Genomic DNA, 24,303 nt, shown 5'->3' with positions numbered 1-24,303 from the left:
GATCTCTACGAGAAGAATTAACGATTATTTTACATAATCAACGGTCTTGTAATTTTTATTAATAGATGGATAACTCCCACAAAGAATACCCATAATTGGTACCTCGCTCCTGAGCGTTCACGCGTACATAACGAGCCTCTGCCGGATTGAAGTTGATCTGCTCCAGTCCGCCTTTGCCTGATTTGGTGTTATGCACCAGTGTCCAGGTCTTGCCGTCCACTGACAGCTCAATCGTATACGCCTTGGCATAAGCCCCTTCCCAGTCCAGCACTACGCGGCTAACGGTCTTCACCGCTTCAAGGTCTACCTGAATGAACTGGGCATCACTGTAGGCCGACTCCCAGCGGGTTCCAGGATCTCCGTCCACGGCATATACGGCGGCCGAAACAGAATCAGGCGATGAGGTCGCGGGTTTGTGCAGCGCGAGGTTTACCGTATTGGCTTCTGCCACAGGCTGCTGTACAGCGGCCTCTTCATATCCAGAGGCTTCCACGGTAATCTCATAATCTTTGGCAGCTTCGAACAGCGCGCCATCCAGTACGATTTGACCTGCATTTATCGTAAACTGGTCTGCTGTCAGCTCCTTGTCGTCCACCTTAATGGTATCTACAGCCTTTCTCCAGGCTGGGCTATCAGGGAAAGTAATGTTGACTGGTTGACTGTCCACGCTGGCTGAAGAATCCGCCGTAAGGGCCGGTGCTGCAAGCAGATTGGCTCCGGTTCCATAGACTTCAAACTCCCATAGCGAGTAACCGTAAGGGGTGCCACGCTCGGTTCCTGTCAATTTGACATAGCGGGCGGTTGTAGGATTAAGGCTCAGTCTTTCAATGCCGCCGGCACCTGTCGTTGTAGAATAGACTTGATTCCAGCTAGTTCCGTTCACGGAAGTCTCAATTCTATATGACTTCGCGTAAGCGCCCTCCCAATTCAGAACAATATAGTTGATGGTTCTGGAGGAGCCAAGATCAACCTGGATAAACTGAGGATCGCTGAAGTCGGATTCCCATCTGGTGCCAGGGTCGCCATCAAACGCATAGCGTGCCAACGTTTTCGGATTCGGCGAGGATGTCGCCGTCTTGTTCAAAGCCAGATTCGGGCCAGTCGGACCGTTGCCTGTCGTATTTTTAGTCGGGTCTACCTTAACTAGTTTCTTGGGTGCTACCTTAGCAGAACCGGTGACACCGCTTGCATTACGGAACGTAACGGTAATTTCGGCATCAGTCGGATTCCAGATTAACGCCTGGTAAGTAGTTCCTTTTTTATATACAGTGGCACTTTGTCCGTTGGTCGCCCAAATATCGGTGCTGCGCTTTCCTAGGGATGCCATACTATGCACGAACCAGTAGGTATTGAACAACTCATTCTGCTGTACAGGAGCAGGATTCCATTTATTGAGTACCGCTTGCGGATCGCTCAGCGCCTGAATCGGCCATACGATATGGTACCAATCCTGTTCCGGACCGCCGTTGTCGGTGACAAAACCGCTGTACAGCCCGGCAACTTTGGCAGTTTCTTTTTCAAAACCATAGCTGGTCAAATATTCTGAGGTCGGCAGCCAGTGGATACCGTATACATATACCGGATTACCATTGAAGAAGGTACCAAAGAAGTTGGAGCTGCCATAGACCTGCCCTACTGTCTTATGAGTGTAGCTTGGAAGCCAATTGTCATTGTCATAATTGAACCAGTATTGCTTGACTGCATTCAGCTCAGTGGTGAAGCCCATGATGGAAGCATCGCGGTAATTCTTCTGCCCAGTCAGGGCACTCCACATGTATTGTCCAACCCAACCGAACAATGACTCTCCGGCGGCTTCCTGGTTGTTGCCACTGTCATTGTCGGCATAACCGCCAGCCCATGAGTGTCCTTCATAAGCATCGAAGCTGCGCATGTACGGATACTTAGGATCGGTCTTGGACGGGTTGGCATAATCGCGGATCAACTCCTCAACCATGCCGCTGTATTTATTCTTGAAATCATTATCGAAAGTCGCCAGTACTGCGGAGGCGAATACATAATAGCCATAGGTAAAGTGATGGTCGGTAATGCCGGAGTTGGCCCCGAACTCACTGGTCTTGTAGATCAGCGTGCCCCAATCAGAATTGTAATCGAAGAAGTAATCCGATTCGCCCGCTGTGTATGTGTACCAGTCCGCAAGAATCGTCTTCATTCTGGACAGGAACAGATTCTTGTAATGGTCATTGCCAATCTGATCGGCGATCAGTACGCCCATCGCCAGCGGGTGAAGCTTCTTGCCTTGCCAATAGGCATCGGCTTTCATGAGATCAGTTGCCGTATCTGTGTCCAGTATCGCCAATTGGTTCAGCAGCGTCTGACGTGAATAGGTCGGATCATCCGGTTCGGTGAACTGCGGTACGATGCCGTAGAACTTGTCTACGGTCCGGAAGGTGTTGCCTTCACTCACTTTCATTGTGCCCCGGATGGATGGATAGGACAGTGCTGTCAGCGGTGTAGCTGTTACTTTCCATTGGTGTGGAAGCTGCGCCATAAGGGTTGTATTCGCAAACCCTGAGCGTTTCAGCTGTGTAGTCACATTAAAATCCGTCGTTACATCGGAAGTGGTCTCATTAAAGCTGTATACTACTTTGGTATCGGTTACAAAAGCATATGCGTGCTGGTGGTAATAGCTGAGATCAGCATTCTTCGGAATAGCTGCCAGTGACAAATAGTTCTGGCCCTGTCCCAGTTGAATTTTTAGCTTGGCGCCTACCTTCTTGAACGTTGTGCCCGGAGGAGCGAACACACCATATGTTCTTTTTACCATCGCAGGCGTAGGTGCACCATTGGAATTGGTGATTTCCAGTCCGATATGATCCGCAGTGATCGACGAGCCATCAGCCGCCAAAATTTCTGTATTCTGATCATTGAAGAAGCGGACCGAAGCAGGCAGATAGAGTTCAGGGCTATTCGGATCACTGAATTCCGAGAAAAGATACGGCGATCCTTTTACAAAGGTGGTTTTCAGCTTCTCTACAGCTCCATCACTCAGTACTGCAGTTGCGGACCAGTCTCCATAGCCAGTGATGCGATTGGTCATCGAGGAGGTATTGATGTTGCTGGACATGAGGTACAGGTCCGGACTGCCTGCCGCTTCCTGTGCCTTTCCGTCCGCACTTAAATAGCCGGCACCAGGGTTCAATACGCTAAGTCCTTGCTTGGTATACTTGGATTTAAGCGGCAGGGTAATAATGCCATTGCCCAGCTTGTTGACCATAATCGACTGCCACCAGTCATTCGACGGCAGTGGTGCGTTCAGATTATCCGCTTTGTAGAGCGGGTATTTAGGCTGTGGAACCGAGTTGTTATTCATAGAATGACTACCCTGTCCCACTGGAACTGTAGTAAGAGTCGGCAAAGGGGTAATGGTGTAAGTCGGCTTCGGATCACCTGCCACATAATCATAGGCCTTGAATTCATAAATCGAGTAGCCAAAGGTAGTTGCCCGGGCGATTCCCTTCATCCGCAAGTAACGACCGCTGGCATACACAGGCAAATTGAGTGTTCCCCCGTCGCCGTGCATTTCGCGGTAGATAGTCGTGAAGTTGTTCCCGTCATTGGAGAGCTGGATATCATAGATGCGGCCTGCAGCCGCTTCCCAGTCGATAACCACTCGGCCTAGCGTGCGAACACTGCCAAGATCCACTCTGATCCATTCGTCATCTGTCGGGTTGGAAGACCAGCGGGTGTCCTTGTTCCCGTCAACTGCCAGCTGCGGCAGAGTAGAATTCGGAGGTAGGTAAGGGGACTGTTCATAAGAAGAGGCCGTAACCGGACGGTTCAGGGCCACGTTCGGTCCCAGGACCACCGGTGGAGGATTCACACCACCAGTGCCGTAAATCTCAAACTCGAAGAGCGAGATGCCATATTGAGGTAGTGCTTTGTCAGAAGCTAGAAGTCGTACATATCTGCCGGTGCCGTTTACTGCAAAATCTTCGACGCCACCGGTACCGTTCACCTTGGAATAAATATCGTTCCACTGCAGCTCATCTTGAGATACTTGAATTTTATAGGCTTTGGCATACGCGCCCTCCCAACGCAGCACAATCCTGTCTACTTGGGCTGAAGCGCCAAGATCAACATAAATCCAGTCGCTTGCATTTCCCCAAGAGCTGCTCCAGCGTGAGGTTGTATTGCCGTCCACCGCGAGATCAGGTGTGTTATTTCCTTCAGAGCCGGACGCATAAGCCGGTCTGTCAAGGGAAAGTAGATGTGAAGGTGCTGCCTCGGCCCGCTCCGGAGCAACCAGCACCAGACTTAAAAGCAGGGATAATACAAGCGTCATCGCTATAAACTTTGTACTTTTGTTACCGTTCATCTTACTGAATGGTATCATTAACATTACATCCTCCTTAAATGTGATCATTTAAAAAATGGCCAATTATGATCTTGCACTTGCATTTCTTTTCATAAACTGCGGGAGGCATCCTCTCCTTTACGTTAAAAAGGCTATAAATTGCCACTAACTTGAAGCGCTTTCATTAATTCGTGTCCAATATAACTTGTTTATGTATGCGGATACAATTACACAAAGCAACGATTTCATGCAGTTTTACACGAACTTCCAAATCATGTGAACTTCGCCTAAAAAGAAGCAGGCCTTTCGTACTATAAATTTAATATAACAAAAAGGCTGACCCCTGAAGGTCAGCCTTTTTACAATCACACCTTGCTATGAATGCTCCGCCCCATCCTCTTGTAATACCGGCTCCTCATCTCTAAGGGCCTCTAGAATCTGGCCGGCAAGCTTCTCTCCGATAGACAATGGACGGAAATCCTCAATGCTCGCCTCTTTGATTTTCTTAAGTGAGCCGAAATGCTTCAGCAGCAGCTTACGCCGCTTCTCGCCAATGCCCGGAATCGAATCAAGCTTCGAGGTGACCATCGACTTCCCACGCTGCTCACGGTGGAAGGTGATCGCGAATCTGTGCACTTCATCCTGAATGCGCTGAAGCAGATAGAATTCCTGACTATCACGCGCCAGACCCACCGGCTCCGGTGGATCACCGACCAGTAATTGGGCTGTCTTGTGCTTCACGTCCTTCACAAGCCCGCAGACCGGAATGAACAGACCAAGCTCGTTCTCCAGAATGTCTATCGCGGCCGAAATCTGCCCTTTACCACCGTCGACCACAATCAAATCAGGCATCGGCAGATTCTCTTTCAGTACCCGTTCATAGCGCCGCCGAATGACTTCGCGCATAGTCTCATAATCATCCGGCCCTTGAACCGTGCGTACTTTGTACTTGCGATACTCCTTCCGGGCCGGTTTGCCGTCGATGAACACGACCATCGCCGACACCGGATTTGTGCCCTGGATGTTGGAGTTATCGAATGCCTCGATCCGGTGAAGGGATTCCAGGCCCAGGCTCTGGCCCAGACTGAATGCCGCACCGGAGGTGCGTTCTTCATCCCGTTCGATGAGCCGGAATTTCTCGTCCAACGCTACCCGTCCGTTCTCGCAGGCCATGCGCACCATCTGCTTCTTCAGGCCGCGCTGCGGCACCAGCACCTTGACGCCAAGCCACTCTTGAAGAGCTGCTGCTCCGCCAGCAGCATCCACAACCCCGGCTTCGGCCGCTTCTGCTGCCGCAGCTTCACGCTGCGCAGCCTCTTGCGCCGTCTCCGGCTCTTCCTCTGCGCCATCCGCCTCGGCGGCGGCTGGTGTTGGCGACGCCTTCACCGGCTGATCTTCCGCGGTGGCTTCGCGTACCGCGTCCGGCAGCAGAATCTCCTGCGGCAACGCAGGGTTGTCACTGTAATACTGAGTGACGTAAGACATAAAGTCACTGTAGGCTTCACCATAGAACGGGAAGGCCGACGAGTGCCGCTGAATCATTTTACCTTGACGCATATACAGAATCTGCACACACATCCAGCCCTTATCCACCGCATAGCCGAAGACATCGCGGTCTTTGGTATCGGCGGTATTGATATTCTGCTTCTCCATCAGGGCCTCAATATACATGATCTGGTCACGCAGCTCCTTGGCCCGCTCGAAATACAGCTCCTCAGCCGCCTCATGCATCTTCTGCTGAAGATCCTTCTTGACCGCCTCATGCCCACCTCCGAGAAAAGCAGCAATACTCTGCGTAATCTCTTCATATTGGGATTTCTGAACCTCTTTCTCACACGGAGCTAGGCATTGGCCCATATGATAATAGAGGCAGACCTCCTTCGGCATAACGCCGCATTTGCGCAGCGGATACATCCGGTCAAGCAGCTTCTTCGTCTGCTGGGCAGCATAGGCATTGGGATATGGCCCAAAATACTTGGCTTTATCTTTAATCACCCGACGAGTGACTTCCAGCCGTGGGTGAGTTTCATTCGTGATTTTCAAATACGGAAAGGTTTTGTCGTCCTTGAGCTGCACATTGTAGCGCGGCATATGCTTCTTGATCAGGTTACATTCCAGAATCAACGCTTCCATATTGCTGGACGTGACAATATACTCGAAATCGGTAATATCGAGCACAAGACGCTGGGTTTTGCCGTTATGACTGCCCGTAAAATAAGAGCGGACCCGGTTCTTCAGCACCTTGGCCTTGCCCACATAAATAATGGTGCCTTCCTTGTTCTTCATCAGATAACACCCGGGCAGGTCGGGCAGTAGTGCCAGCTTGTTGCGGATATGATCCATATGATCCATGATTTACCCCCACCTAAATCCTTCCCCTTGGGGAGACGCCGCAAAACATGATCTAATCAGACACCTGATTCAGGCAGTCAAAAAAGAGATCCGTGCTGCGGATAATTTATCTCTCATTATAGCACACAAAGCGCCTCCGGAATGAACCGAAGGCGCTAAGCAATAGACCCGTAAAGGTCGTATCAAATCTTATTGGTGTTTGGCAACAATATTTTTCAGGGATTCTTTGGAGTTGAGTCCCACTACTTTATCAACCGGTTGACCGTCTTTGAAGAAGATCAGAGTCGGAATGCTCATCACGCCAAAACGGGAAGCTGTTTCTGGATTCTCATCCACGTTCAGCTTAGCGATTTTCACGCTGTCACCCAGTTCTGCGGACAATTCGTCCAGAATCGGAGCAAGCATTTTACAAGGGCCGCACCAAGGAGCCCAGAAATCTACAACAACAGTCCCTTGACCTTCCACTTCATTGGTGAAGGATTGGTCAGACACGTTCACGATAGCCATGATATGTTCCTCCTTTTAGTTTTGCGAAGCCATGCTTGCTTAGTAAGCCTAAAGCTTAGGTTGGCATAACAGCTCCGAAATTATAGTGAATAAAATGTTTCATGTAATATGATAACCAGATTACCAATTACCGACACGCTCTAAGTATAACATATTTATAATGAATTTGTGAAATACATCATACAATTATATTGTTCTCCAGATATTTTCTCCCATACACTCTTATCTTTACAAGAGGTCAGCAGGTTCGTTATACTTATGGAAAGCGCATTATTTGTCAATGACTTATCTCATAATGATTTAAGAATGCAGGCCTGGAGCCTGCAAGGAGGCAAAGACTATGGATGTCAACGCGCATGTACGTGACCCGCGGGAGCATGTCAACGAAGAGCCCCGCAACGACCTTGGTGATCTGATGAACGGATTCTTCGGCATGGCGACCTTCATGGCTGTAGTGTTCTTCGGTATGGTCATCATCAAGTTCATTATTTCGGGATAGCAGGCACGACTCATTACTGTCCGTTCTTGCTATCGAAGCAAAAATCCGTTACCTTCCCCAAAGGGAAGATAACGGATTTTTTGTTTTATTTTATAGAGGTGAACTTCAGATCCGGATGCAAGGCTTGGTCATCACTAAGGTGAATGTTTGGATTTCTAGTCACAGCTGCCTCTGCATATACGGTTAGCGCTTGCCGCGTTGATTCTCACCATACAGAGGAATGACATCCACAAATGGTGCAATCCGGTCCATCAGCCGTTGGCCCTTATAGATCTCTTCCCCATCCTTGCTGGTGAAGCTGAGATGCTTCTCCAGACCCTCAAGTGGATAGTTCGAGGTGTAGAAGGTCGGCTTGCGGTTCATCCGATAGTTCAGGATCGCGCCCAGAATGTGGTCGCGTGCCCAAGGATTCAGGTTCTCTGCACCGATATCGTCAAAAATCAGCAGATCACAGTTCTTCAACGTATCCACCGTTTCTTTCAGCTTCTGCCCATCCATCATGATCGATTTCAGATCCTCGATAAAATCAGGCATGTACACAATAACACCGTTATATCCAGCCACCGCCAGCTCGTGCAGCAGATAGCACATGAGGAAAGTCTTTCCGGTTCCGAACGAGCCATGCAAATAGATGCCGTGCGGGGTCAGACCCTCCTCCTTCGTGGCAGTAATATAATCAAACAATTTATTAACGGCAACCCCGCGGCGGGGGTCCTTGCCCATAATATCGATCTCATCATATCCGCCATGCAGGACACGCTCGTCCACATAAAAGCTGCGGATCCGCTTGCGGATGTTGTCCTGACTGTCCTGCGCTACCTTCAGCGCACATGGTGTCTTGCGTTCATACAGATCCGGCGCACCGCTGACGCTCTCCACGGTTAGCTTGCTGTAATGACCCGGAAAATCATTCGGGCATGCCGCAAGGCCGGGACAGTTAGCACAGTGTCGGCTTTCCTCCACATACTGGTAAAGGCGGCTCAGATGAAGCCGCAACCGTGATTCGTCCAGCTCGGGATGTTCTTCCCGAAGCTGCTTCACCAAGGGATGGTTCAGCAGCCCCTGCTCCAGATCACGGGAACGCTGGCGCAGAGCGGGATTGTTCATTGAACGCAACACATCGCCCGTAGACTCCATTGTTCCACCACACTTTCTTTACGGCGCTTTGGAGACGCCTTTTTTCTTGCCAGCCTTTATTTCGGCAGCTTTCTTCATCATCGCCGCAAATTCCTCTTCCGATACAGTTCCAGCGCTGCCATCATCTAGCGCCATCGGAATATCCGGCTTCGCTGGACGGTTTCCATTCCGTGTATAATTGCGCGTACGGCCTCCGGCTGCCGAACTGCCGGCATTTTTACCTTTAACCTTGGACTGATCGCGGATATACCGCACAGCTTTCTCGTACGTATTGACCTGCTTGACCAACATGTTGGAGGCAATCGCCTCTACGAAATTACGGTTCATCCGCTGATCACCGCCGGAAGCAACCATAGTCATTAAGTAATGGATAAGGACGTTGATAACTTCTCCGTTTAACTTGTAGTTCAAGTCGATCTTCTCGAAAATGTCCAGCAATTGCCCCGGCACCGTGCCCGGGAAAAATGTCTGCAGCAGCCGTGTATAAGGTTCGTTGCGCAGCATCATATTATATTGGTGAATATCGCATTTGGACAGAAACTGTGGAGGAACCTCCACATAATATTCCATCTCGACAGCTTGTTCCGGTGGAGCGATCGAATCGTTGTTGTCCTCATTTACCGCAGCGCGGAGGGACACCACCTTGGCAGCAGCAACTTCCCGCTTCTCTTGCCGTTTCAGGTCCTGACGGAAATGCTGGCTGGCGATATGCTGGAGCGTGTCCAGAATCACTTCGCCGTCCGGCGCGAACACCCCATCCTCATCCAGCAGCCGGCATATATCCTGTGGACCCAGATCATACTTGCGCGCCACGTAATTGATGACACCCATCTGGGTATGATCAAAGCGCAGCTTCTCCACATGAGACCGGTTCACCGATTCTCGCGGGAATCGCAGAATAATATCGCTATACCCAATAGCCTGATCACCATCTTCGCGGGCACCAGGCTGCCGCACCGTGGCAACCTCAGCCAGCGCCTGCTCCAGCTCATAATCAATCACATGTGTATTGAGCTCAAAAATATCGTAGAACGGCAGCGAGATGTTCTCCTTGCCAACCGATCGGCGGCTAAGCTCCTCCGGCTCACGGGTCCAGAACTGCTCCCGCAGTGCCAACACAGCGAACTTACCGATTTTGTCACGCAGCAGCAAGGTTAGATGCTGGGTGGCAAAAAACTCTGTCGGCGACAGCGGAGCCAGCAGCTCATATTCATACATATAGTCATCCGTCTCCGGCATATAAATCCGGCAGGTCTGTAGCAGCCCCACCGCTTCGAGCCGGGAGGCCTGATCAATCAAATATTTGCGGCCTTTCTCGTTTGGTTCTACGCCCAGTGTCATGAACAGTCGACGCTGCTGCTCCACTCCGGAGTAGCCGATGGCCTCCGCCGGGATATGCTCGAAGAGCAAACGGTACAGGCTGATGGCAAAAGCACCCACCATAGGCTGGTATACGGAGCCCAGCATCCGCCCATCAATCACACTAAGACCGAATTCGCGGGAAACGCAGTACCGATGATGTTCGGTAAAATGATGTAAATGACTCATGCGCATCTGCGGAAACCTCCCCCTTTTCTGCACGAATTCATATAGAGTTCTATTCTATCACAAAAAACGCAGCCGGAAATGTAAAAAAAAGTGCAATTTCGACCTTTTCTGCGAACCAATAATTCACAGCACTTGGTGGCATTTTACAAGCCCTTGTACATAGCCGATTTTATTCCTTCCAGTCCCAGTTTATTCTTTAACAAGGCTCTTTTTCATTTCTCATTAAAATAAAAAAAGAAATCACAGTCATCGGAATGACCGGATTTCCCGGCGGACTGATAGCCCTTTCAAAAATAGGGCCGGCGGTCCGGTTTAAACGCTATTGCCGTTGTAGGACTAAAACATTTTGTAGCCGCCAATCCGCAGCTTGCGAATCGTCCAGCCGCTGAGCACAGCACCGATCAGACCAGCAATACCAGTGAGATAATCGACAATTTGGAAGGAAGATAAATGCTCCCAAAGGGTCATGGCGCTGCGATCCCAAATGGAATACACAACAACCGGTAAAATGACGATTACAAACAGGTAAGCGGGAAACCATGTAGTCTTCATTAACATGTTAAGGATAAAGCCAATGCCAAACATCATGACAAAGAACAGCACGGCGAGTACAAACACAGGAATAAATCCCATCGACCGTCTTCACCCCTCTCTATAAAGAACCGCACATCTAACACAAGCTAATAGTAAGTTTACTAGAAAAAATGTAACGAATCAATGAACTTTACCGAAAAAAGGATGTTATGGTTTGCTCTCAAGTCGCTGCATGCGATACAATGCAACTAGGACAAATTGGACTATACATAGTTTATGCGCCCTGTAGCCATAGTAAGACACTATGGCCTCTATGATATAAGCGAAGCTTAAGCTAGCAAAACTAAGCCGATGCTTCCGAAGCGAGTTTTACCGATGTATTTCTTAGGAAGCTGATGCTAGTAAAACTAAGCTGATGCTTCCGAAGTGAGTTTTACCGATGTATTTCTAGGAAGCTTACGCTAGTAAAACTTTTAAGGAGTGAGAAAGAACATGAATGAAGCCGCTTTAACCCTGGAAGGGTGGTACGCCCTGCATGACTTCCGCTCTCTGAACTGGACCGCTTGGACGGCAGCCGATGATGAAGAACGTGCCGTTGCTCTGGAAGAACTGCATGCTTTTATACAAGAATGGGGTCCTGTGGAGGAAGCCAAACAAGGATGCTCCGCGGTATATGCCATTGTAGGCCAGAAGGCCGATTTCGTACTGATGTACCTGCGTGAGACCCTGGAAGATCTGAACCGACTGGAGACGGCCTTTAACAAGACCGCCTTCGCCCAATATACAACAAAAGCCTACTCCTATGTCAGCATTGTTGAACTTAGCAACTACGCTGCAAGTGGAAGCAGCAACGGCGGAGATCCAATGCAGAGTCCTCATGTCCAAGCACGCCTCAAGCCTATTCTGCCGCAAGCGAAGCATATCTGCTTCTACCCTATGAACAAGAAGCGGCACCTGGACGACAACTGGTATACTCTCGATATGGACAAACGGCGTGAGCTGATGCAATCCCATGGCCTGATCGGCCGCAGCTATGCTGGCAAAGTTAAACAGATTATTACCGGTTCCGTCGGCTTTGACGACTGGGAGTGGGGCGTAACTTTATTCGCTGAGGATGCACTCCAGTTCAAGAAACTGATCTACGAAATGCGCTTTGACGAGGTCAGCTCCCGTTATGGCGAATTCGGGCCTTTCTATGTCGGCAACTTGCTGACACCAGAGTCCTTCGAAGAGATGCTGAAGCTATAATCGGAGACTCATTTTCATACTTTTGTCCACAACAAACGGGGTGTCCCCAAAGCTATGGCTTTGGAGACACCCCGTTTTATGGTTAGCGTCCTGGCTGCAATGATGCATGCTTGTCCTTCATCACAGCCTGACGCTTCACTTATTCTTCTTCAGGTCCACCCTCAGCATCCTTCAGGCTTTCCAAATACTCTGCTGTCGCCCGATCACGAGCCCGTCCCTTATCCTTCAGACGTTCAATGCCCGGCAGAATCAGCAGATCAATCTCTTTCTGGACGATATAAGCCAGATCATATTGATTCTGATCTTCCAGATAAGAACCAACCTCGATCAGACCGTTATAACGATCCAGCTCCTCACGCGTAAGCAATCCCCTTACTTGCACGCTACAGTGGCGCATCTTACAGGAATTTTCCTTTTTTCAATACCAGCGGAATACCGCCAATAATGAACAGATAACGCGCATCGACCACTTTCTTCAACTGCGCAGCAAACCAGCCTTTGTATGTCTTGGAGCCGACAACAGCGACACCTTGACCTCTACCCAGGGAAGCTACGGTTCCTTTGTTGCTGAATGCAAATTTCTTCGGTTGTTGGTTGCGGATGGATGCCACCAGGTTATGCGCACAGCACTCGCCTTGTTGCATCGCGATCTGAGCTGTTGGTGGGTATGGACGTCCTTCCGGATTGATCATGAGCGAGCCATCACCAATGATGAAGATGTTGTCATGACCAGGAGCACGCAGGAACTCGTCCACTTTCACACGGCCACGCATAGCTTCGAAGCCAGCAGCTTCGATCAGACGGTTACCGCGGATACCGCCGGTCCATACGATCGTGGAAGCCTTGATTTCTTCGCCAGTAGCCAGGATAACACCGTCAGGTAGACATTCCTTGATGGCAACGCCCATCTTGAAGGTAACACCCTTCTTAGTCAATACGTTCATCGCATGCTCCACCAGTTCAGGTGCAAAGCCTGGCAGTGCTGTTGGTGCTGCCTCTACGTTGTAAATATTTACAAGGCTAGGATCTACGTCGAACTCTTTGCATAGCTCAGGTACACGGTCCGCAAGTTCTGCTACGAACTCGATACCACTGAAGCCTGCACCGCCGACAACGAAGTTGATGTGCTCTTGTGCGTTGCCTTCGTTCTTATACTTCGCGAATTGATATTCGATATGCTCACGAATCAGACGCACGGAGTTGATGCTGCGAATGGTCATTGCATATTTATCCAATCCTGGAATACCAAAGGTTTCAGGCTCTCCACCCAGGGCAATTACGAGATAGTCATACGAAAGCGTGCCATCCTCAAGGATGACCTTCTTCTGTTGTGTACGAATCTCTTGTACCGAGGACTTCACGAGATCAATTTTAAATTCATCGATCAATTTGGAAATAGGCACCCGAGTATGTTCAATGCTGTCCGTTCCGGCAGCTGGCATATGCAGGTGAGTAGTGAAGTAGTGATACTCGTGACGGTTAACCAAAGTTACGTCAGCCTCATTGTAGTTTAACGCTTTTTGCAACCGCTGGGCGGTCAAAATTCCTCCGTAACCCGCACCAAGGATTACAATTTTGGGAATGCTGCTCATGTTCCGACTCCTTCCAACAGGTCAATCTGTCTATGTGTTATTTTTTGAAAACCATTTTTGTGAAATTATACACTTAAATTCAGAGGAAATTCCAATCAAACTTAAAGTAATTCGAAAATTGACATATCTATTGTAAACCTAACTCGCTTATTAATCAAATGATATCATCAAAAAATGGATATCCGATGAACAAGGATCAAATTCTTTGCAGGTCTCATGCACAATGTTTATAATGGGGATGTAAACAAGTATGGCAAATTGAATATATCAACTCGGAGGTGTAATATCCTGTGACACTAGATTCTTCTGGCGTTCCTATGAGCGACCTTCTAATCATAGGCGGCGGTCCAGCCGGCATGTTCGCCGCATTTTACGGCGGTATGCGCCAGGCATCTGTAACCCTTATTGAAAGTATGCCCCAACTTGGGGGACAGCTTGCCGCTCTTTATCCAGAAAAATATATTTATGATGTGGCTGGTTTTCCAAAAGTTACTGCACAGGAGCTGGTGGACAATTTGAGCCGCCAAATGGAGCTGTTCCAATCCGATATCCGGTTGGAAGAGAAGGTCGTTTCCGTGCAGAAGCGTGATGAACGTCATTTTGTGGTAACAACTGACAAAGCAGAATACCACAGTAAAGCAGTGATTATCACCGCTGGAGTAGGCGCTTTCGAGCCGCGTCGTCTGGAATTGCCAGAGGCACAGCGCTTTGAGAAAGCCAACCTGCACTATTTTGTAAACGACCTGAACGCCTTTAAGGGTAAAAAAGTGTTGATCAGCGGCGGTGGAGACTCCGCGGTAGACTGGGCTTTGATGCTGGAGCCGATTGCCGAGCAGGTCACCCTGATTCATCGCCGGGATAAATTCCGGGCGCATGAGCATAGCGTGGAGAAGCTGATGTCTTCCAAGGTCAATGTTGTTACCCCAACCGAAATTACTGCCCTGCATGGCGAGGAATTCATAACCAAGGTGACATTATCCCATATCAAGACCAAAGAAACTCAGGAAATCGAAGTGGACAGCGTGATCGTCAATTTCGGATTCGTTTCATCCTTGGGTCCCATTGCCGAATGGGGAATTGAGATTGAGAGCAACTCTATCGTGGTGGACTCCCGCATGGAGACCAGTATCCCCGGCATCTTTGCCGCAGGTGACATTACGACTTACCCAGGCAAGCTGAAGCTGATCGCTGTAGGATTTGGCGAAGCACCAACTGCCGTGAACAACGCGAAGGTGTATATCGATCCAGAAGCCAAGCTGTCTCCGGGACACAGCAGCAACTTGAAGCTGTAGTGGTATGCCACACCATCTTTGATGTCATCGCAAAAAAAATGTTCATACATCGATATGTATAATTTCACATAACATAATAAAAGGGTATCCTGCCGTCGGCCTAACACCAAGCCGGGAAGGATACCCTATTTTGTGCAACTTGCGGTTTGATTGTTGTAGCTGCTGCAGAAAAACGTCTGCGTCTTAATGAAGTACCGCATGATCTGGAGAGTGTAAGTTCCGTTTGCGAATTTCAACGAGTAATAGAGCGATGAAATCATGCTCTAGTTGCAGCTCTATTGCTCTATGGTAAGAGTCAAGCAGCATCTCATCCGACAATTCAACCATAACGATCACCTACCTTTCCTTTATTTGGATCTGAATCTATCATAGCAAACTATCATTTTTCGAACAAGCGTTCTCACTATCCACAAGTACATGTGGAAATCCTGTGCATAATTTGTGTGTAATGGTAATAAAGAGTATAGCTGCGCAGTGGACTATGGGGATAAGAGTTATACACAGGAGATTTTGAACTTGTGTGCAGAAAAATAATTTTTCAAAATTGTCATATTTTACAGGAATTATTACTTCTAAGGAAACAACTAAACGCAATTTTATCCTACTACTTCTATTATCGTCAATTCTTAAAAAAAATTTATTTATTGCGGGCGTGTATTTACTTCCAAAATCCATATTTTACCACTAAAATCCACAGCATAATCAAATCCCAACTCGCCGACTCCTGGGAAACGCCGCTCAAGCAGTTCAATACAAATGCGCGTTAGACGGCGCATCTCCGCCCGCTTCGCGGATGACTTCACCTTGGGAAGCGAACGTCTCAGCCCCTCCCGGCAGCTTAGCATCGTTCCGCCTTTGCACAGATTGGTGACAAAAAGTCCGGGCCGGGCTAGCCGCCCCACCATTGAACGAAATTCCCAGTGCTCGCCGTTCTTCACTACCTTGACGCGATAGTCAATGGGCCGGCTAGCAATCTGTGCAAGTGATATCCCCTGCTGGATTAGGTATCTGCGCCGCACCTTTACTCTATTCAGCGCATTTCTCATCGCATTAAAACCGCGGTAAATCCGCGTCTTCGACATATAAGTAAACCCGTACCCGCGCCGGTCGCGGAATACTTTGATAACACCATAGCCTCCGCCGCCTACAACGGGTTTGATGACTACATTTCCATATCTGCCGAGCATCGCCTGCAAGGCAGCATCACTATATTGCTGTGTTCTTGGAATGTAACCGGCAACCCTGGAATCGCTAAGCAACGCCTCGGTTTTCAGCCATTTGCTGGCCAGTTGTCTTCCTGCCATCGTCCTCCCTCTCCCTTCATTATCATAGCCTACCGTATACATTACTCAGAAAGTGCCCCGCCCTCCTGTATGACTGTCCGTGCCCGGGTCACTCACGGCAAAAAGGGGCGATCGTGCCAGGGGCAGCCGCCCTTGGCGCATGCCCAAGAATATCGCAGCTTTCGGCAAAAAAATTTCTTCCTAGGCAAATGCAAGAAAAAACAAGAATGGGCAGAGACAATCGCGGAATTTTGTCGCAGGATGCCGAGGGGAAAAACGACACATTTTGTAAACGCAATCAAGTGAACTGTAGCAAGTAAGAAACCGCTTTTCAAACCTGGGCAAGTATCGTATAGTAAAAAATAATCATGACAGAAATTTGAATAATTTACATGGGAGGCGCTCTGGATTGGCTCAATTTTTCGAGGTATTGTATTGGGTGGCAATGATCGCTATGTCCGTTGTTCTGGCGGGAACGACCCTTCTGGTCTGCGCTATCGGCTTTAAGTTCATCAAGGACCGCCGCAGAGTACTCGGGGCTAGCTGCATTGCCTTCTCCCTGATTGCCGCAGCAATGATCGTGTTCATGGTCAATTACAAATTCATTATCGCAGCATAAGACAGCTGCAGCTCAATTGCTACATATAATAGAAGAGAAATTTGTCAGGAAGACAAGATTCATAGACCGCAAGCCAATAACCTGCGACGCTCAGGACTTTACAGTCCCAGAATCGCAGGTTTTTTGTGTCTTTGTGCATCCCTCCGGTCATACTCACCCAGGAATGAATTTAAATCCTTGCCAGGCATTTTTTCGATTGACACTACAGGAGAGGACATGCGTATAATTAGGTAAAGTACCATAATATGGAGGGTGTTTATTGAAAACTATCAAAGCTATCCTTGTGCTAGTAGTTATTGTGATACTCCTCACCTCCTGTGTATCAAGGCAAGACAGAAAATTCAATGATTTAGTCACCCAAGCGAAGCAGCATCAGGATAACCTGGATTATGAAGCAGCTCTAGAGGTGTATAACAAAGCTTTAGAGATCAAGGAAGATGTCGATGTACGGGGCACTCTGGTCAGATTAAAGACGGAAGTGGCTCAAATCCAAGAGGTCAAAACTATGGTGTCCAAAATCAAAGAGCAGACTAGCCAATTAAAAGGGGTTTTGACGAATAAAGATGTTGCTGATTTGTGTGGAGGACTCCTCGAATCCTTAGCTCGACTGGAAAACTACGACACTTCAGCAGACACCGCAGCCTCTGAATACGTCAGTAATTTAAAAAAATCAACGACTTTCCGCTTATTAAAAGTGCAAATCGAATCGGCCCAAGTACTCAGTTCAGGAAAAAGCAGTAAGAAAATCCCTTACGAAGCCACCGAGAAAGTTCTCAAAACAGCTACCAGTTTGTTCGACGAATTCCCCTTCCCACCTAGCTTCTCTTCTGCAGGTTAAGTCCATTACTTTTATGATAATAAAAACCTCCCGAATGTGTACTGGCATCATACACATTCGGGAGGTAAAATTCCGCAATTCTTGAACCATGGCTTTAGGGTTGTTACCAACCCAAAAGATGATCGCGGTGTGCTTTATTTCATATACAATCTATAATCCATCTTGATTGCTACACCAATTAGCAAGGCTCCGCATTCGGCTTCCCGGCATCCGTAGCCGTACGGAAGCTGCTGCCACAGCCGCAGGTAGCGGTTGCGTTAGGGTTGTTAATGGTGAAGCCTCCGGTCATGCCGGATTCCTCGAAATCGATCTCCAGACCGTTGAGGTAGCGCAGATCATCCTTCTCCACAACGACCTTCAGACCTTCCACTTCCATGTATACATCTTTGTCGCTCTCGTTGTCGTCGAAGCCCATCGCGTACGAGAACCCGCTGCAGCCCCCGGCTGCCACACCCAGGCGCAGGAACATACCTGGTGTCTCCTGTTCTCCAAGCATCGTCTTCAACTGCTCCGCAGCTGTTTCACTAATATTAATCATAACTGTACCTCCCTAAATCTTGATGTGATGCCCTGGCGGATTCGTCAGGAGCATTCCGGTATCAAAGGTCCACTGGACCAAAAGTTATTTTTCTGAAGTAAGTTAAGTATACTCCACTATCCCCCGGCTCTCAAGTTATAACTGCCGTGATCAAGGTTATTTATCACATGCGCTTAGATGTGCTTCAAATCTTGCTCCCCCCAAAAGAGAGGTTTATAATAGGGGAGGCAGCCCGAGTAAAAATTCAAAAAATTGTCACGGGAAGAGCTGGCGCACTTATCGCTACAGGATAAAGAATTGCCTGTGCTTCAGGCAGGTCTTGGTATGATACTGCGATGCATTGTTTTGCTTCGCTAAACTTTCAGGAGGAAATGATATGTCTACTCTTATAACCCCTCATACGGATGCCAGAATGGCAACCATTATTGAGAAAGTCCGTGGCGGAGAACGATTGAATTTGGAAGATGGCGTTTATTTATATGAAAGTAACGACTTGCTGACCATTGGCCAGCTGGCCAATGAAGTCAATCTTCGCAAGAACGGAAACAAGGTCTATTTTATCGAAAATATGAGTCTCTATTTCACCAATGTTTGCGAATCGCGCTGCGCATTCTGCAATTTCCGCAAGGATGACGGAGAAGAGGGTGCATATACCCTTTCGGGTCCGGAAATGGTGCAATATGTCGAACAACACATGAATCCAGGGGTGCGAGAGTTCCATATTGTCGGTGGGCATAATGATAAGGTACCCTTTCAATATTATGTCGATTCCTTGCAAGCCCTGCACGACAGATTCCCCGAAGTTACCCTAAAAGCCTACACCGCGGCGGAAATTGACTTTTTCACTCGAATTAGCGGCCTAAGTATCCGGGAAGTGCTGGAAAAACTGCGCGCAGCTGGTCTCAAAACGCTAACTGGTGGCGGTGCAGAAATTCTGTCTGACCAATACCGCAAAAAAATGCGGGTGGATAAAGCTAACGTCGAAGAATATCTGGAGGTTCACCGGACTGCGCACAACCTTGGTATGAAGACCCATACGACCATGCTATATGGCTCCATCGAGTCTCGTGAGGACCGGATTCGCCACATGATGCAAATTCGCGAACTGCAGGATGAAACGAATGGCTTTATGGTGTTCATCCCACTGTCTATGCAGCCTAAGAACAAGAATGCCGGCATTATGCGCCGTAATTCGGCTTATGAGGATCTCAAAACAATTGCTGTCAGCCGATTAATGCTGGACAATTTCGACCATATTAAGGCGTACTTCATTAATATCGGTGCACAATTAACACAAGTAGCGCTCAACTTCGGTGCATCCGATGTCCACGGCACGATCCTGAAGGAACGCATCAGCCATGCTGCAGGTGCACTGACCCCTGAAGGCTTAACCCGCGACGAGTTGATTTGGCTGGTGAAAGGCGCCGGACGAATTCCTGTTGAACGCGATACCTTCTATAACGAAATCAAGGTCTACGAGTAAGAAGGCCGGACTCTGCCGGCTATGCCTATCCGCGAAAGGAAGTAAGGTCTCATGCGAACATTGCTTGTTCTAGGAGGCGGCTACGGCGGCCTCGCCCTTATCCAGGAATTGATTGGCAACCATCTTCCCTCTGACGTAGAAATTGTTTTGATTGACCGGATGCCCTATCAGGGCATCAAGACAGAATACTATGCGCTTGCCGCAGGTACTGTCACCGATTACCATCTGCGCATCCAGTTCCCGGTTCATCCACGTCTGACCGTCCGTTACGGTGAAGTAGCTTCGATTGATCTGGAGGGCCGGGTGGTATCCATGGAGGGCGGCGAGCCCCTCTCCTATGATATCCTGGCCATCGCACTGGGCTGTACGGATAATTACCATGGCATTCCCGGAGCGGATCAATACACCTGCAGCATTCAGACGTTATCTGGTACACGTGAAACATACCGTCGCCTGAATGATATCAAACCCTACGGTAAAGTAAATATCGTCGGTGGTGGACTCAGCGGGGTTGAGCTGGCAGCAGAGCTTCGGGAAAGTCGTCCTGACCTCAACATCTCGATTCTAGATCGAGGGGAACGTGTACTATCCGCCTTCCCGGCGAAACTTTCGCAGTATGTGGAGGAATGGTTCAATGTACATCACGTGGAGACTGTATCTCGTGTCTGCGTATCCCATGTTGAAGACGGGGCTGTCTTTAATGGCGATCAAGCCATTGTCTCAGACGTAACCGTATGGACGGGCGGTATCCAGCCAGTCAAGGTCGTTCAAGACCTGCAGGTGGCGAAGGATCGCGGTGGACGGGTAATTCTTGACGAATACTACCGGGTGCCGGAGTATCCAGAGGTGTTTGTGATTGGTGACTGCGCGAGCTTGCCATTCGCCCCAAGCGCCCAGGCAGCCGGAGGTCAGGGTGAGCAGGTAGGTCAGGTTCTGCAGGCGCTATGGCGGAATGAGACGCCAAAGCTGCATGAGATCCGCCTGAAAGGTACATTAGGCTCCCTCGGCAAGAACGCCGGATTTGGACTCATGGGACGGCGCTCCGTCATGGGCAGAGTCCCCCGCCTGCTGAAGAGCGGGGTGCTCTGGATGTCCAAGCGTCATTTTGGCTAAGAGCGGAGCAGCCTAGTCCAGATCGATATTGAACCATTCTTCCAGTTCTTTGATCTTGGCATTTATGGTTGCTTCCAGTTCTTCTGCGGTCTCGGCCTCCACAATTTCGCCTTCTACCATGGCGAACGGAGCCAGGTAACATTGTCCGCAATTGTTTAAACAGCCATATTCGATGACGTCATATTCGGGGTTTTGTTCCAGTTTGATGCGTAAACGATCGGTTCCGTGACCGCCATTGCTGGCACAAAATTCTATTATTGGTCTCATGATGATCTCCCTATTCTGTCCTAACCATTTTATTTTTTAATCTTTTGTACTATAATAACACTAAGAAAGGAGTGATTGAGAAATGAGTGAAACTACACAAAGCACGTCCATGTATGATGAAGTGCTGGAAGTGCTCGATAAGCTCCGTCCGTTCCTGCAACGCGATGGCGGTGACGTGGAACTGATCGATGTCGAAGACGGCATTGTTAAGTTGAAACTGATGGGTGCCTGCGGCAGTTGCCCAAGCTCCACAATTACGCTGAAAGCCGGGATTGAGCGTGCCCTCATTGAAGAAGTAGAAGGCATCGAAGAAGTTATCCAAGTATTCTAATCCCGTTCTATAGTTGCCCGGAAGCCTGTTACAGGAATCCGGGCTTCTTTTTTTTGTCTTCATCAAATATGCGCCTAATCATATCAAAAACCCCCGCAGCCTTCAAGGCCGCGGGGGTTTGCTATTACTGAATTATTTTAGAATGCTGGAATGATGGAACCTTGGTACTTGTCTTCGATGAACTTCTTAGCTTCAGGGGAAGTCAGAGCCGCAGCCAGCTTCTTGATCGCATCGGAGTCCTTGTTGTCTGCACGGGATACCAGGATGTTAGCGTATGGGGAATCTCCACCTTCGATGAACAGGGCATCTTTAGTTGGCACCAGATTAGCTTCCAGCGCAAAGTTGGTGTTGATCAGCGCAAGATCTACTTCATCCAATTGGCGTGGCAGCATTGCTGCATCCAGCTCAATGATATTCAGGTTCTTCTTGTTCTCAGTGATGTCTGCTTTGGTAGAAGTGATGTTAGTGTCATCCTTCAGCTTGATCAGACCATTCTTGGCCAAAAGAATCAATGCACGGCCACCGTTAGTTGGATCGTTCGGAATCGCTACTTTAGCGCCGTCTTTCAGTTCGTCGATGGATTTGATTTTTTTGGAGTAACCGCCAAATGGCTCAACGTGAACAGCAGCAACGGATACAAGATCAGTTCCGTTCTTCTGGTTCTGGTCGTCAAGGTAAGGCTGATGTTGGAAGAAGTTCGCATCCAGTTGTTTCTCAGCCAGTTGAACGTTTGGTTGTACATAGTCCGTGAATTCTTTAATTTCCAGCTTGATGCCTTGAGCTTCAAGCAATGGAGCAATAGCTTTCAAGATTTCGGCATGTGGCACTGGAGATGCACCTACAACCAGAGTTACAGGATCAGCTGCTGGTTCTGTAGTCGGCTCAGCAGCATTCGTAGGAGCATTGGTCGCTGCAGAATTCGCAGCGTTATTGGCAGAGTTGTTACTGCCGCAAGCAGCCAACACCAGAATCAGTGTCAGGCTAAAAAACGTTAGTAGTACTTTTTTCATTTGTAAATCCCCCTTAAAACAGTATGGTTTTTGTGTAAATAAGGTTATCTATATTAATGTTCCTTATTTCCTAGTAAAATACTTCACCAGCCGGTCGCCAGCCATCTGCAGCAGCTGCACCAGAATAACCATCAGCGCTACAGAGATAAGCATAACTTCCTTCTCATAACGATAGTACCCATAACGAATAGCCAAGTCACCCAGACCACCGCCGCCAACCATCCCTGACATAGCCGTGTAGGAGACCAGCGTGACAATCGTAATCGTTACCCCAGCTAACAAACCTGGACGAGCTTCTGGCAGTAATACCCGCATGACGATTTGTCCAGTTGAAGCCCCCATGCCCTGTGCAGCTTCGATCACTCCGCGATCTACCTCACGCAGCGCTGTCTCTACCAGCCGGGCAAAGAACGGTGCAGCCCCAATGACAAGTGCGGGGATCGTGCCCAGCACACCAATCGAAGTACCTACTATCGATTTACTAACGGGAATCAGTGCGACCATCAGAATGATGAACGGTACGGAGCGCAGAATGTTCACAATAAACGATAAGATTGCATAAATAGCTCTAACAAAGGACTGGTTGGATCTACCCCATAAATATAGCACAATTCCGAGCGGTAAACCAAGAATAATTGTGAATATTCCGGAAATTCCTAACATTTTCAGAGTAGATATGGCAGCATCCGTCATTTCCGACCAGTTAATTTTGCTAAAATCCAAGCTACCCATTACGCAATCACCTCCACATCAAGACCCTGAGCGTTCAGCTTTGCGATGGTCTCTGCAATCGTTCCAGCCTCACCTTCAAAACGAACGATCAGTTGCCCGTAAGGTACATCTTTGATCGTAGAGATGGTGCCTGAAAGAATGGCAAAGTCAACGCCTGTCTCCCGCGCAACCTGGGACAAGGTGGACTCGTACGTTTTTTGACCAAGGAAGGTGATCTTGACCGCTTGCGTTGAACCGTCATGGGCGGCGTCGATGGCGGCCCGTAGCGGCCCATCATGCTGCGCCTCACTGCGGATGAACTCGCGGGTGATCTCATGCTTGGGCTTCAGGAAGACCTTCGTCACTTCACCCTGCTCCACGATGCCGCCGCCATGGATGACAGCCACCCGGTCACAGATGTTCTGGATTACATGCATTTCGTGTGTGATCAGAACAATTGTCAGGTTGAACCGTCGGTTGATATCCAGCAGCAGACGGAGAATCGAATCTGTCGTCTGCGGGTCCAGCGCTGAAGTCGCCTCGTCGCAGAGAAGTACATCGGGGTCGCTAGCCAATGCCCGGGCGATACCAACACGCTGTTTTTGACCGCCGGAGAGCTGGGCCGGATATTTGTTCCGATGTTCCTCCAGCCCTACCAAGGCCAACAGTTCATTGACTTTTTGGTCAATGAGGTTCTTGGGTGTACGGGTAAGCCGTAGCGGAAAGGCGATGTTCTCATATACAGTAGCGGAGGACAGCAGATTGAAGTGCTGAAAAATCATTCCGATCTTGCGGCGCTTCTCCTGAAGCTCTCCTTCCGACAATTGTGTTAGCTCAACGCCATCTACCCAGACCTCGCCTTCGGTCGGACGCTCAAGCAGGTTAATGCAACGGATCAGCGTGCTTTTTCCTGCCCCGGAGTGGCCGATGACTCCGAAGATTTCCCCTTTTTTGATCGACAGATTTAGCCCCGAGAGTGCCGTGGCGGTCTTACTGCCTTTTCCATATACCTTGGTTAGACTCTTTAGCTCTATCAAGCTGCCGTCCTCCTTTAACGATAATATCAGTAAATTGTACAAAAAAAGC

At 48.9% G+C, this 24,303-nt stretch carries 23 protein-coding genes; 8 read left to right on the top strand and 15 right to left on the bottom strand.

Annotated elements, in window-relative coordinates:
* Window positions 1–58 precede the first annotated feature (58 nt).
* From ACFORK_RS15130 to trxA, 3 genes are all read right to left on the bottom strand, one after another.
* Complete coding sequence (locus ACFORK_RS15130; protein ID WP_379200249.1) at window positions 59–4,354, bottom strand: discoidin domain-containing protein; 4,296 nt, start codon at window positions 4,352–4,354, stop codon at window positions 59–61.
* A 336-nt stretch (window positions 4,355–4,690) separates the two neighbouring features.
* Complete coding sequence (uvrC, locus tag ACFORK_RS15125) at window positions 4,691–6,667, bottom strand: excinuclease ABC subunit UvrC (protein WP_379200247.1); 1,977 nt, start codon at window positions 6,665–6,667, stop codon at window positions 4,691–4,693.
* A 189-nt stretch (window positions 6,668–6,856) separates the two neighbouring features.
* Window positions 6,857–7,174 carry a thioredoxin gene (gene trxA / locus ACFORK_RS15120; protein WP_379200245.1) on the bottom strand — a complete coding sequence of 106 codons (318 nt, stop codon included), beginning with the start codon at window positions 7,172–7,174 and terminating at the stop codon, window positions 6,857–6,859.
* 340 nt (window positions 7,175–7,514) lie between these two features.
* Between trxA and ACFORK_RS15115 the strand changes: the two genes are divergently transcribed.
* A complete protein-coding gene (locus tag ACFORK_RS15115) occupies window positions 7,515–7,673 on the top strand; it encodes a YqzM family protein (RefSeq protein WP_379200243.1) in 159 nt (52 codons plus the stop codon).
* A 183-nt stretch (window positions 7,674–7,856) separates the two neighbouring features.
* Here the strand turns inward: ACFORK_RS15115 and dnaI are convergent, their stop codons facing one another.
* The 3 genes from dnaI to ACFORK_RS15100 form a co-directional block, all read right to left on the bottom strand.
* Entirely contained in the window at window positions 7,857–8,810 is a 954-nt protein-coding gene (dnaI, locus tag ACFORK_RS15110) for a primosomal protein DnaI (protein ID WP_379200241.1), read from the bottom strand.
* Between the two features lie 18 nt (window positions 8,811–8,828).
* The gene (locus ACFORK_RS15105) at window positions 8,829–10,364 is read right to left on the bottom strand and encodes a replication initiation and membrane attachment family protein (RefSeq protein ID WP_379200239.1); all 1,536 of its coding nucleotides are present in this window, start codon (window positions 10,362–10,364) and stop codon (window positions 8,829–8,831) included.
* A gap of 330 nt (window positions 10,365–10,694) precedes the next feature.
* A complete protein-coding gene (locus ACFORK_RS15100) occupies window positions 10,695–10,991 on the bottom strand; it encodes a YuiB family protein (protein WP_379200237.1) in 297 nt (98 codons plus the stop codon).
* A 393-nt stretch (window positions 10,992–11,384) separates the two neighbouring features.
* On the opposite strand from ACFORK_RS15100, the gene hemQ reads away from it, so the two are divergent.
* Window positions 11,385–12,140 carry a hydrogen peroxide-dependent heme synthase gene (gene hemQ / locus ACFORK_RS15095; RefSeq protein ID WP_379200235.1) on the top strand — a complete coding sequence of 252 codons (756 nt, stop codon included), beginning with the start codon at window positions 11,385–11,387 and terminating at the stop codon, window positions 12,138–12,140.
* A 139-nt stretch (window positions 12,141–12,279) separates the two neighbouring features.
* On the opposite strand, the gene ACFORK_RS15090 is transcribed toward hemQ, so the two are convergent.
* Both ACFORK_RS15090 and ACFORK_RS15085 read right to left on the bottom strand, forming a co-directional pair.
* Window positions 12,280–12,537, bottom strand: coding sequence for a hypothetical protein (locus ACFORK_RS15090; protein WP_379200233.1), 258 nt, complete (start codon window positions 12,535–12,537; stop codon window positions 12,280–12,282).
* A gap of 1 nt (window position 12,538) precedes the next feature.
* Window positions 12,539–13,732 carry an NAD(P)/FAD-dependent oxidoreductase gene (locus ACFORK_RS15085; protein ID WP_379200231.1) on the bottom strand — a complete coding sequence of 398 codons (1,194 nt, stop codon included), beginning with the start codon at window positions 13,730–13,732 and terminating at the stop codon, window positions 12,539–12,541.
* A gap of 317 nt (window positions 13,733–14,049) precedes the next feature.
* Here ACFORK_RS15085 and ACFORK_RS15080 point away from each other — a divergent pair, with 317 nt between their 5' ends.
* Window positions 14,050–15,024 carry an NAD(P)/FAD-dependent oxidoreductase gene (locus tag ACFORK_RS15080; protein WP_379200599.1) on the top strand — a complete coding sequence of 325 codons (975 nt, stop codon included), beginning with the start codon at window positions 14,050–14,052 and terminating at the stop codon, window positions 15,022–15,024.
* Window positions 15,025–15,207: 183 nt separating this feature from the next.
* On the opposite strand, the gene sda is transcribed toward ACFORK_RS15080, so the two are convergent.
* Together sda and ACFORK_RS15070 are read right to left on the bottom strand one after the other, a co-directional pair.
* Entirely contained in the window at window positions 15,208–15,351 is a 144-nt protein-coding gene (gene sda, locus ACFORK_RS15075) for a sporulation histidine kinase inhibitor Sda (protein WP_175371379.1), read from the bottom strand.
* A 314-nt stretch (window positions 15,352–15,665) separates the two neighbouring features.
* Window positions 15,666–16,328 carry a YheC/YheD family protein gene (locus ACFORK_RS15070; RefSeq protein WP_379200229.1) on the bottom strand — a complete coding sequence of 221 codons (663 nt, stop codon included), beginning with the start codon at window positions 16,326–16,328 and terminating at the stop codon, window positions 15,666–15,668.
* A gap of 388 nt (window positions 16,329–16,716) precedes the next feature.
* Here ACFORK_RS15070 and ACFORK_RS15065 point away from each other — a divergent pair, with 388 nt between their 5' ends.
* Complete coding sequence (locus ACFORK_RS15065; protein WP_379200227.1) at window positions 16,717–16,926, top strand: hypothetical protein; 210 nt, start codon at window positions 16,717–16,719, stop codon at window positions 16,924–16,926.
* Between the two features lie 259 nt (window positions 16,927–17,185).
* Window positions 17,186–17,764, top strand: a complete 579-nt coding sequence (locus ACFORK_RS15060; protein ID WP_379200225.1) for a hypothetical protein — start codon at window positions 17,186–17,188, stop codon at window positions 17,762–17,764.
* A gap of 178 nt (window positions 17,765–17,942) precedes the next feature.
* On the opposite strand, the gene ACFORK_RS15055 is transcribed toward ACFORK_RS15060, so the two are convergent.
* A complete protein-coding gene (locus ACFORK_RS15055) occupies window positions 17,943–18,302 on the bottom strand; it encodes a HesB/IscA family protein (RefSeq protein WP_379200223.1) in 360 nt (119 codons plus the stop codon).
* A gap of 376 nt (window positions 18,303–18,678) precedes the next feature.
* Between ACFORK_RS15055 and mqnE the strand changes: the two genes are divergently transcribed.
* Both mqnE and ACFORK_RS15045 read left to right on the top strand, forming a co-directional pair.
* On the top strand, window positions 18,679–19,785 hold the full coding sequence (mqnE, locus tag ACFORK_RS15050; RefSeq protein ID WP_379200221.1) for an aminofutalosine synthase MqnE: 1,107 nt from the start codon (window positions 18,679–18,681) through the stop codon (window positions 19,783–19,785).
* A gap of 51 nt (window positions 19,786–19,836) precedes the next feature.
* Window positions 19,837–20,898: an NAD(P)/FAD-dependent oxidoreductase gene (locus tag ACFORK_RS15045; RefSeq protein WP_379200219.1), complete on the top strand. Its 1,062-nt coding sequence runs from the start codon at window positions 19,837–19,839 to the stop codon at window positions 20,896–20,898.
* Between the two features lie 12 nt (window positions 20,899–20,910).
* Here ACFORK_RS15045 and ACFORK_RS15040 read toward each other — a convergent pair whose 3' ends face one another.
* Window positions 20,911–21,165, bottom strand: coding sequence for a YuzB family protein (locus tag ACFORK_RS15040; protein ID WP_379200217.1), 255 nt, complete (start codon window positions 21,163–21,165; stop codon window positions 20,911–20,913).
* A gap of 82 nt (window positions 21,166–21,247) precedes the next feature.
* Between ACFORK_RS15040 and ACFORK_RS15035 the strand changes: the two genes are divergently transcribed.
* The gene (locus ACFORK_RS15035; protein WP_066376413.1) at window positions 21,248–21,496 is read left to right on the top strand and encodes a NifU family protein; all 249 of its coding nucleotides are present in this window, start codon (window positions 21,248–21,250) and stop codon (window positions 21,494–21,496) included.
* A gap of 137 nt (window positions 21,497–21,633) precedes the next feature.
* Here the strand turns inward: ACFORK_RS15035 and ACFORK_RS15030 are convergent, their stop codons facing one another.
* The 3 genes from ACFORK_RS15030 to ACFORK_RS15020 all read right to left on the bottom strand — a co-directional run bounded on the left by ACFORK_RS15030 (window position 21,634) and on the right by ACFORK_RS15020 (window position 24,254).
* The gene (locus tag ACFORK_RS15030; protein WP_379200214.1) at window positions 21,634–22,506 is read right to left on the bottom strand and encodes a MetQ/NlpA family ABC transporter substrate-binding protein; all 873 of its coding nucleotides are present in this window, start codon (window positions 22,504–22,506) and stop codon (window positions 21,634–21,636) included.
* A 63-nt stretch (window positions 22,507–22,569) separates the two neighbouring features.
* Window positions 22,570–23,238 carry a methionine ABC transporter permease gene (locus tag ACFORK_RS15025; protein WP_379200212.1) on the bottom strand — a complete coding sequence of 223 codons (669 nt, stop codon included), beginning with the start codon at window positions 23,236–23,238 and terminating at the stop codon, window positions 22,570–22,572.
* Entirely contained in the window at window positions 23,238–24,254 is a 1,017-nt protein-coding gene (locus ACFORK_RS15020) for a methionine ABC transporter ATP-binding protein (protein WP_379200210.1), read from the bottom strand. The genes ACFORK_RS15025 and ACFORK_RS15020 overlap by 1 nt, the downstream gene beginning before the upstream one ends.
* Between the last annotated feature and the right edge of the window lie 49 nt (window positions 24,255–24,303).

Source organism: Paenibacillus sp. GCM10012306, assembly GCF_042649265.1.
Taxonomy (GTDB): Bacteria; Bacillota; Bacilli; order Paenibacillales; family Paenibacillaceae; genus Paenibacillus_AQ.
This window is presented reverse-complemented; position numbering and strand designations above follow the sequence as displayed.

Coding starts and splice junctions, on each gene's coding strand:
- sda (WP_175371379.1), bottom strand. CDS start 15,351: ATGGTTGAATTGTCGGATGAGATGCTGCTTGACTCTTACCATAGAGCA.
- ACFORK_RS15070 (WP_379200229.1), bottom strand. CDS start 16,328: ATGGCAGGAAGACAACTGGCCAGCAAATGGCTGAAAACCGAGGCGTTG.
- ACFORK_RS15045 (WP_379200219.1), top strand. CDS start 19,837: ATGCGAACATTGCTTGTTCTAGGAGGCGGCTACGGCGGCCTCGCCCTT.
- ACFORK_RS15030 (WP_379200214.1), bottom strand. CDS start 22,506: ATGAAAAAAGTACTACTAACGTTTTTTAGCCTGACACTGATTCTGGTG.
- ACFORK_RS15130 (WP_379200249.1), bottom strand. CDS start 4,354: ATGATACCATTCAGTAAGATGAACGGTAACAAAAGTACAAAGTTTATA.
- ACFORK_RS15080 (WP_379200599.1), top strand. CDS start 14,050: ATGAGCGACCTTCTAATCATAGGCGGCGGTCCAGCCGGCATGTTCGCC.
- mqnE (WP_379200221.1), top strand. CDS start 18,679: ATGTCTACTCTTATAACCCCTCATACGGATGCCAGAATGGCAACCATT.
- ACFORK_RS15085 (WP_379200231.1), bottom strand. CDS start 13,732: ATGAGCAGCATTCCCAAAATTGTAATCCTTGGTGCGGGTTACGGAGGA.
- dnaI (WP_379200241.1), bottom strand. CDS start 8,810: ATGGAGTCTACGGGCGATGTGTTGCGTTCAATGAACAATCCCGCTCTG.
- ACFORK_RS15100 (WP_379200237.1), bottom strand. CDS start 10,991: ATGGGATTTATTCCTGTGTTTGTACTCGCCGTGCTGTTCTTTGTCATG.
- uvrC (WP_379200247.1), bottom strand. CDS start 6,667: ATGGATCATATGGATCATATCCGCAACAAGCTGGCACTACTGCCCGAC.
- ACFORK_RS15090 (WP_379200233.1), bottom strand. CDS start 12,537: ATGCGCCACTGTAGCGTGCAAGTAAGGGGATTGCTTACGCGTGAGGAG.
- ACFORK_RS15055 (WP_379200223.1), bottom strand. CDS start 18,302: ATGATTAATATTAGTGAAACAGCTGCGGAGCAGTTGAAGACGATGCTT.
- ACFORK_RS15040 (WP_379200217.1), bottom strand. CDS start 21,165: ATGAGACCAATAATAGAATTTTGTGCCAGCAATGGCGGTCACGGAACC.
- ACFORK_RS15035 (WP_066376413.1), top strand. CDS start 21,248: ATGAGTGAAACTACACAAAGCACGTCCATGTATGATGAAGTGCTGGAA.
- trxA (WP_379200245.1), bottom strand. CDS start 7,174: ATGGCTATCGTGAACGTGTCTGACCAATCCTTCACCAATGAAGTGGAA.
- ACFORK_RS15025 (WP_379200212.1), bottom strand. CDS start 23,238: ATGGGTAGCTTGGATTTTAGCAAAATTAACTGGTCGGAAATGACGGAT.
- ACFORK_RS15105 (WP_379200239.1), bottom strand. CDS start 10,364: ATGCGCATGAGTCATTTACATCATTTTACCGAACATCATCGGTACTGC.
- hemQ (WP_379200235.1), top strand. CDS start 11,385: ATGAATGAAGCCGCTTTAACCCTGGAAGGGTGGTACGCCCTGCATGAC.
- ACFORK_RS15115 (WP_379200243.1), top strand. CDS start 7,515: ATGGATGTCAACGCGCATGTACGTGACCCGCGGGAGCATGTCAACGAA.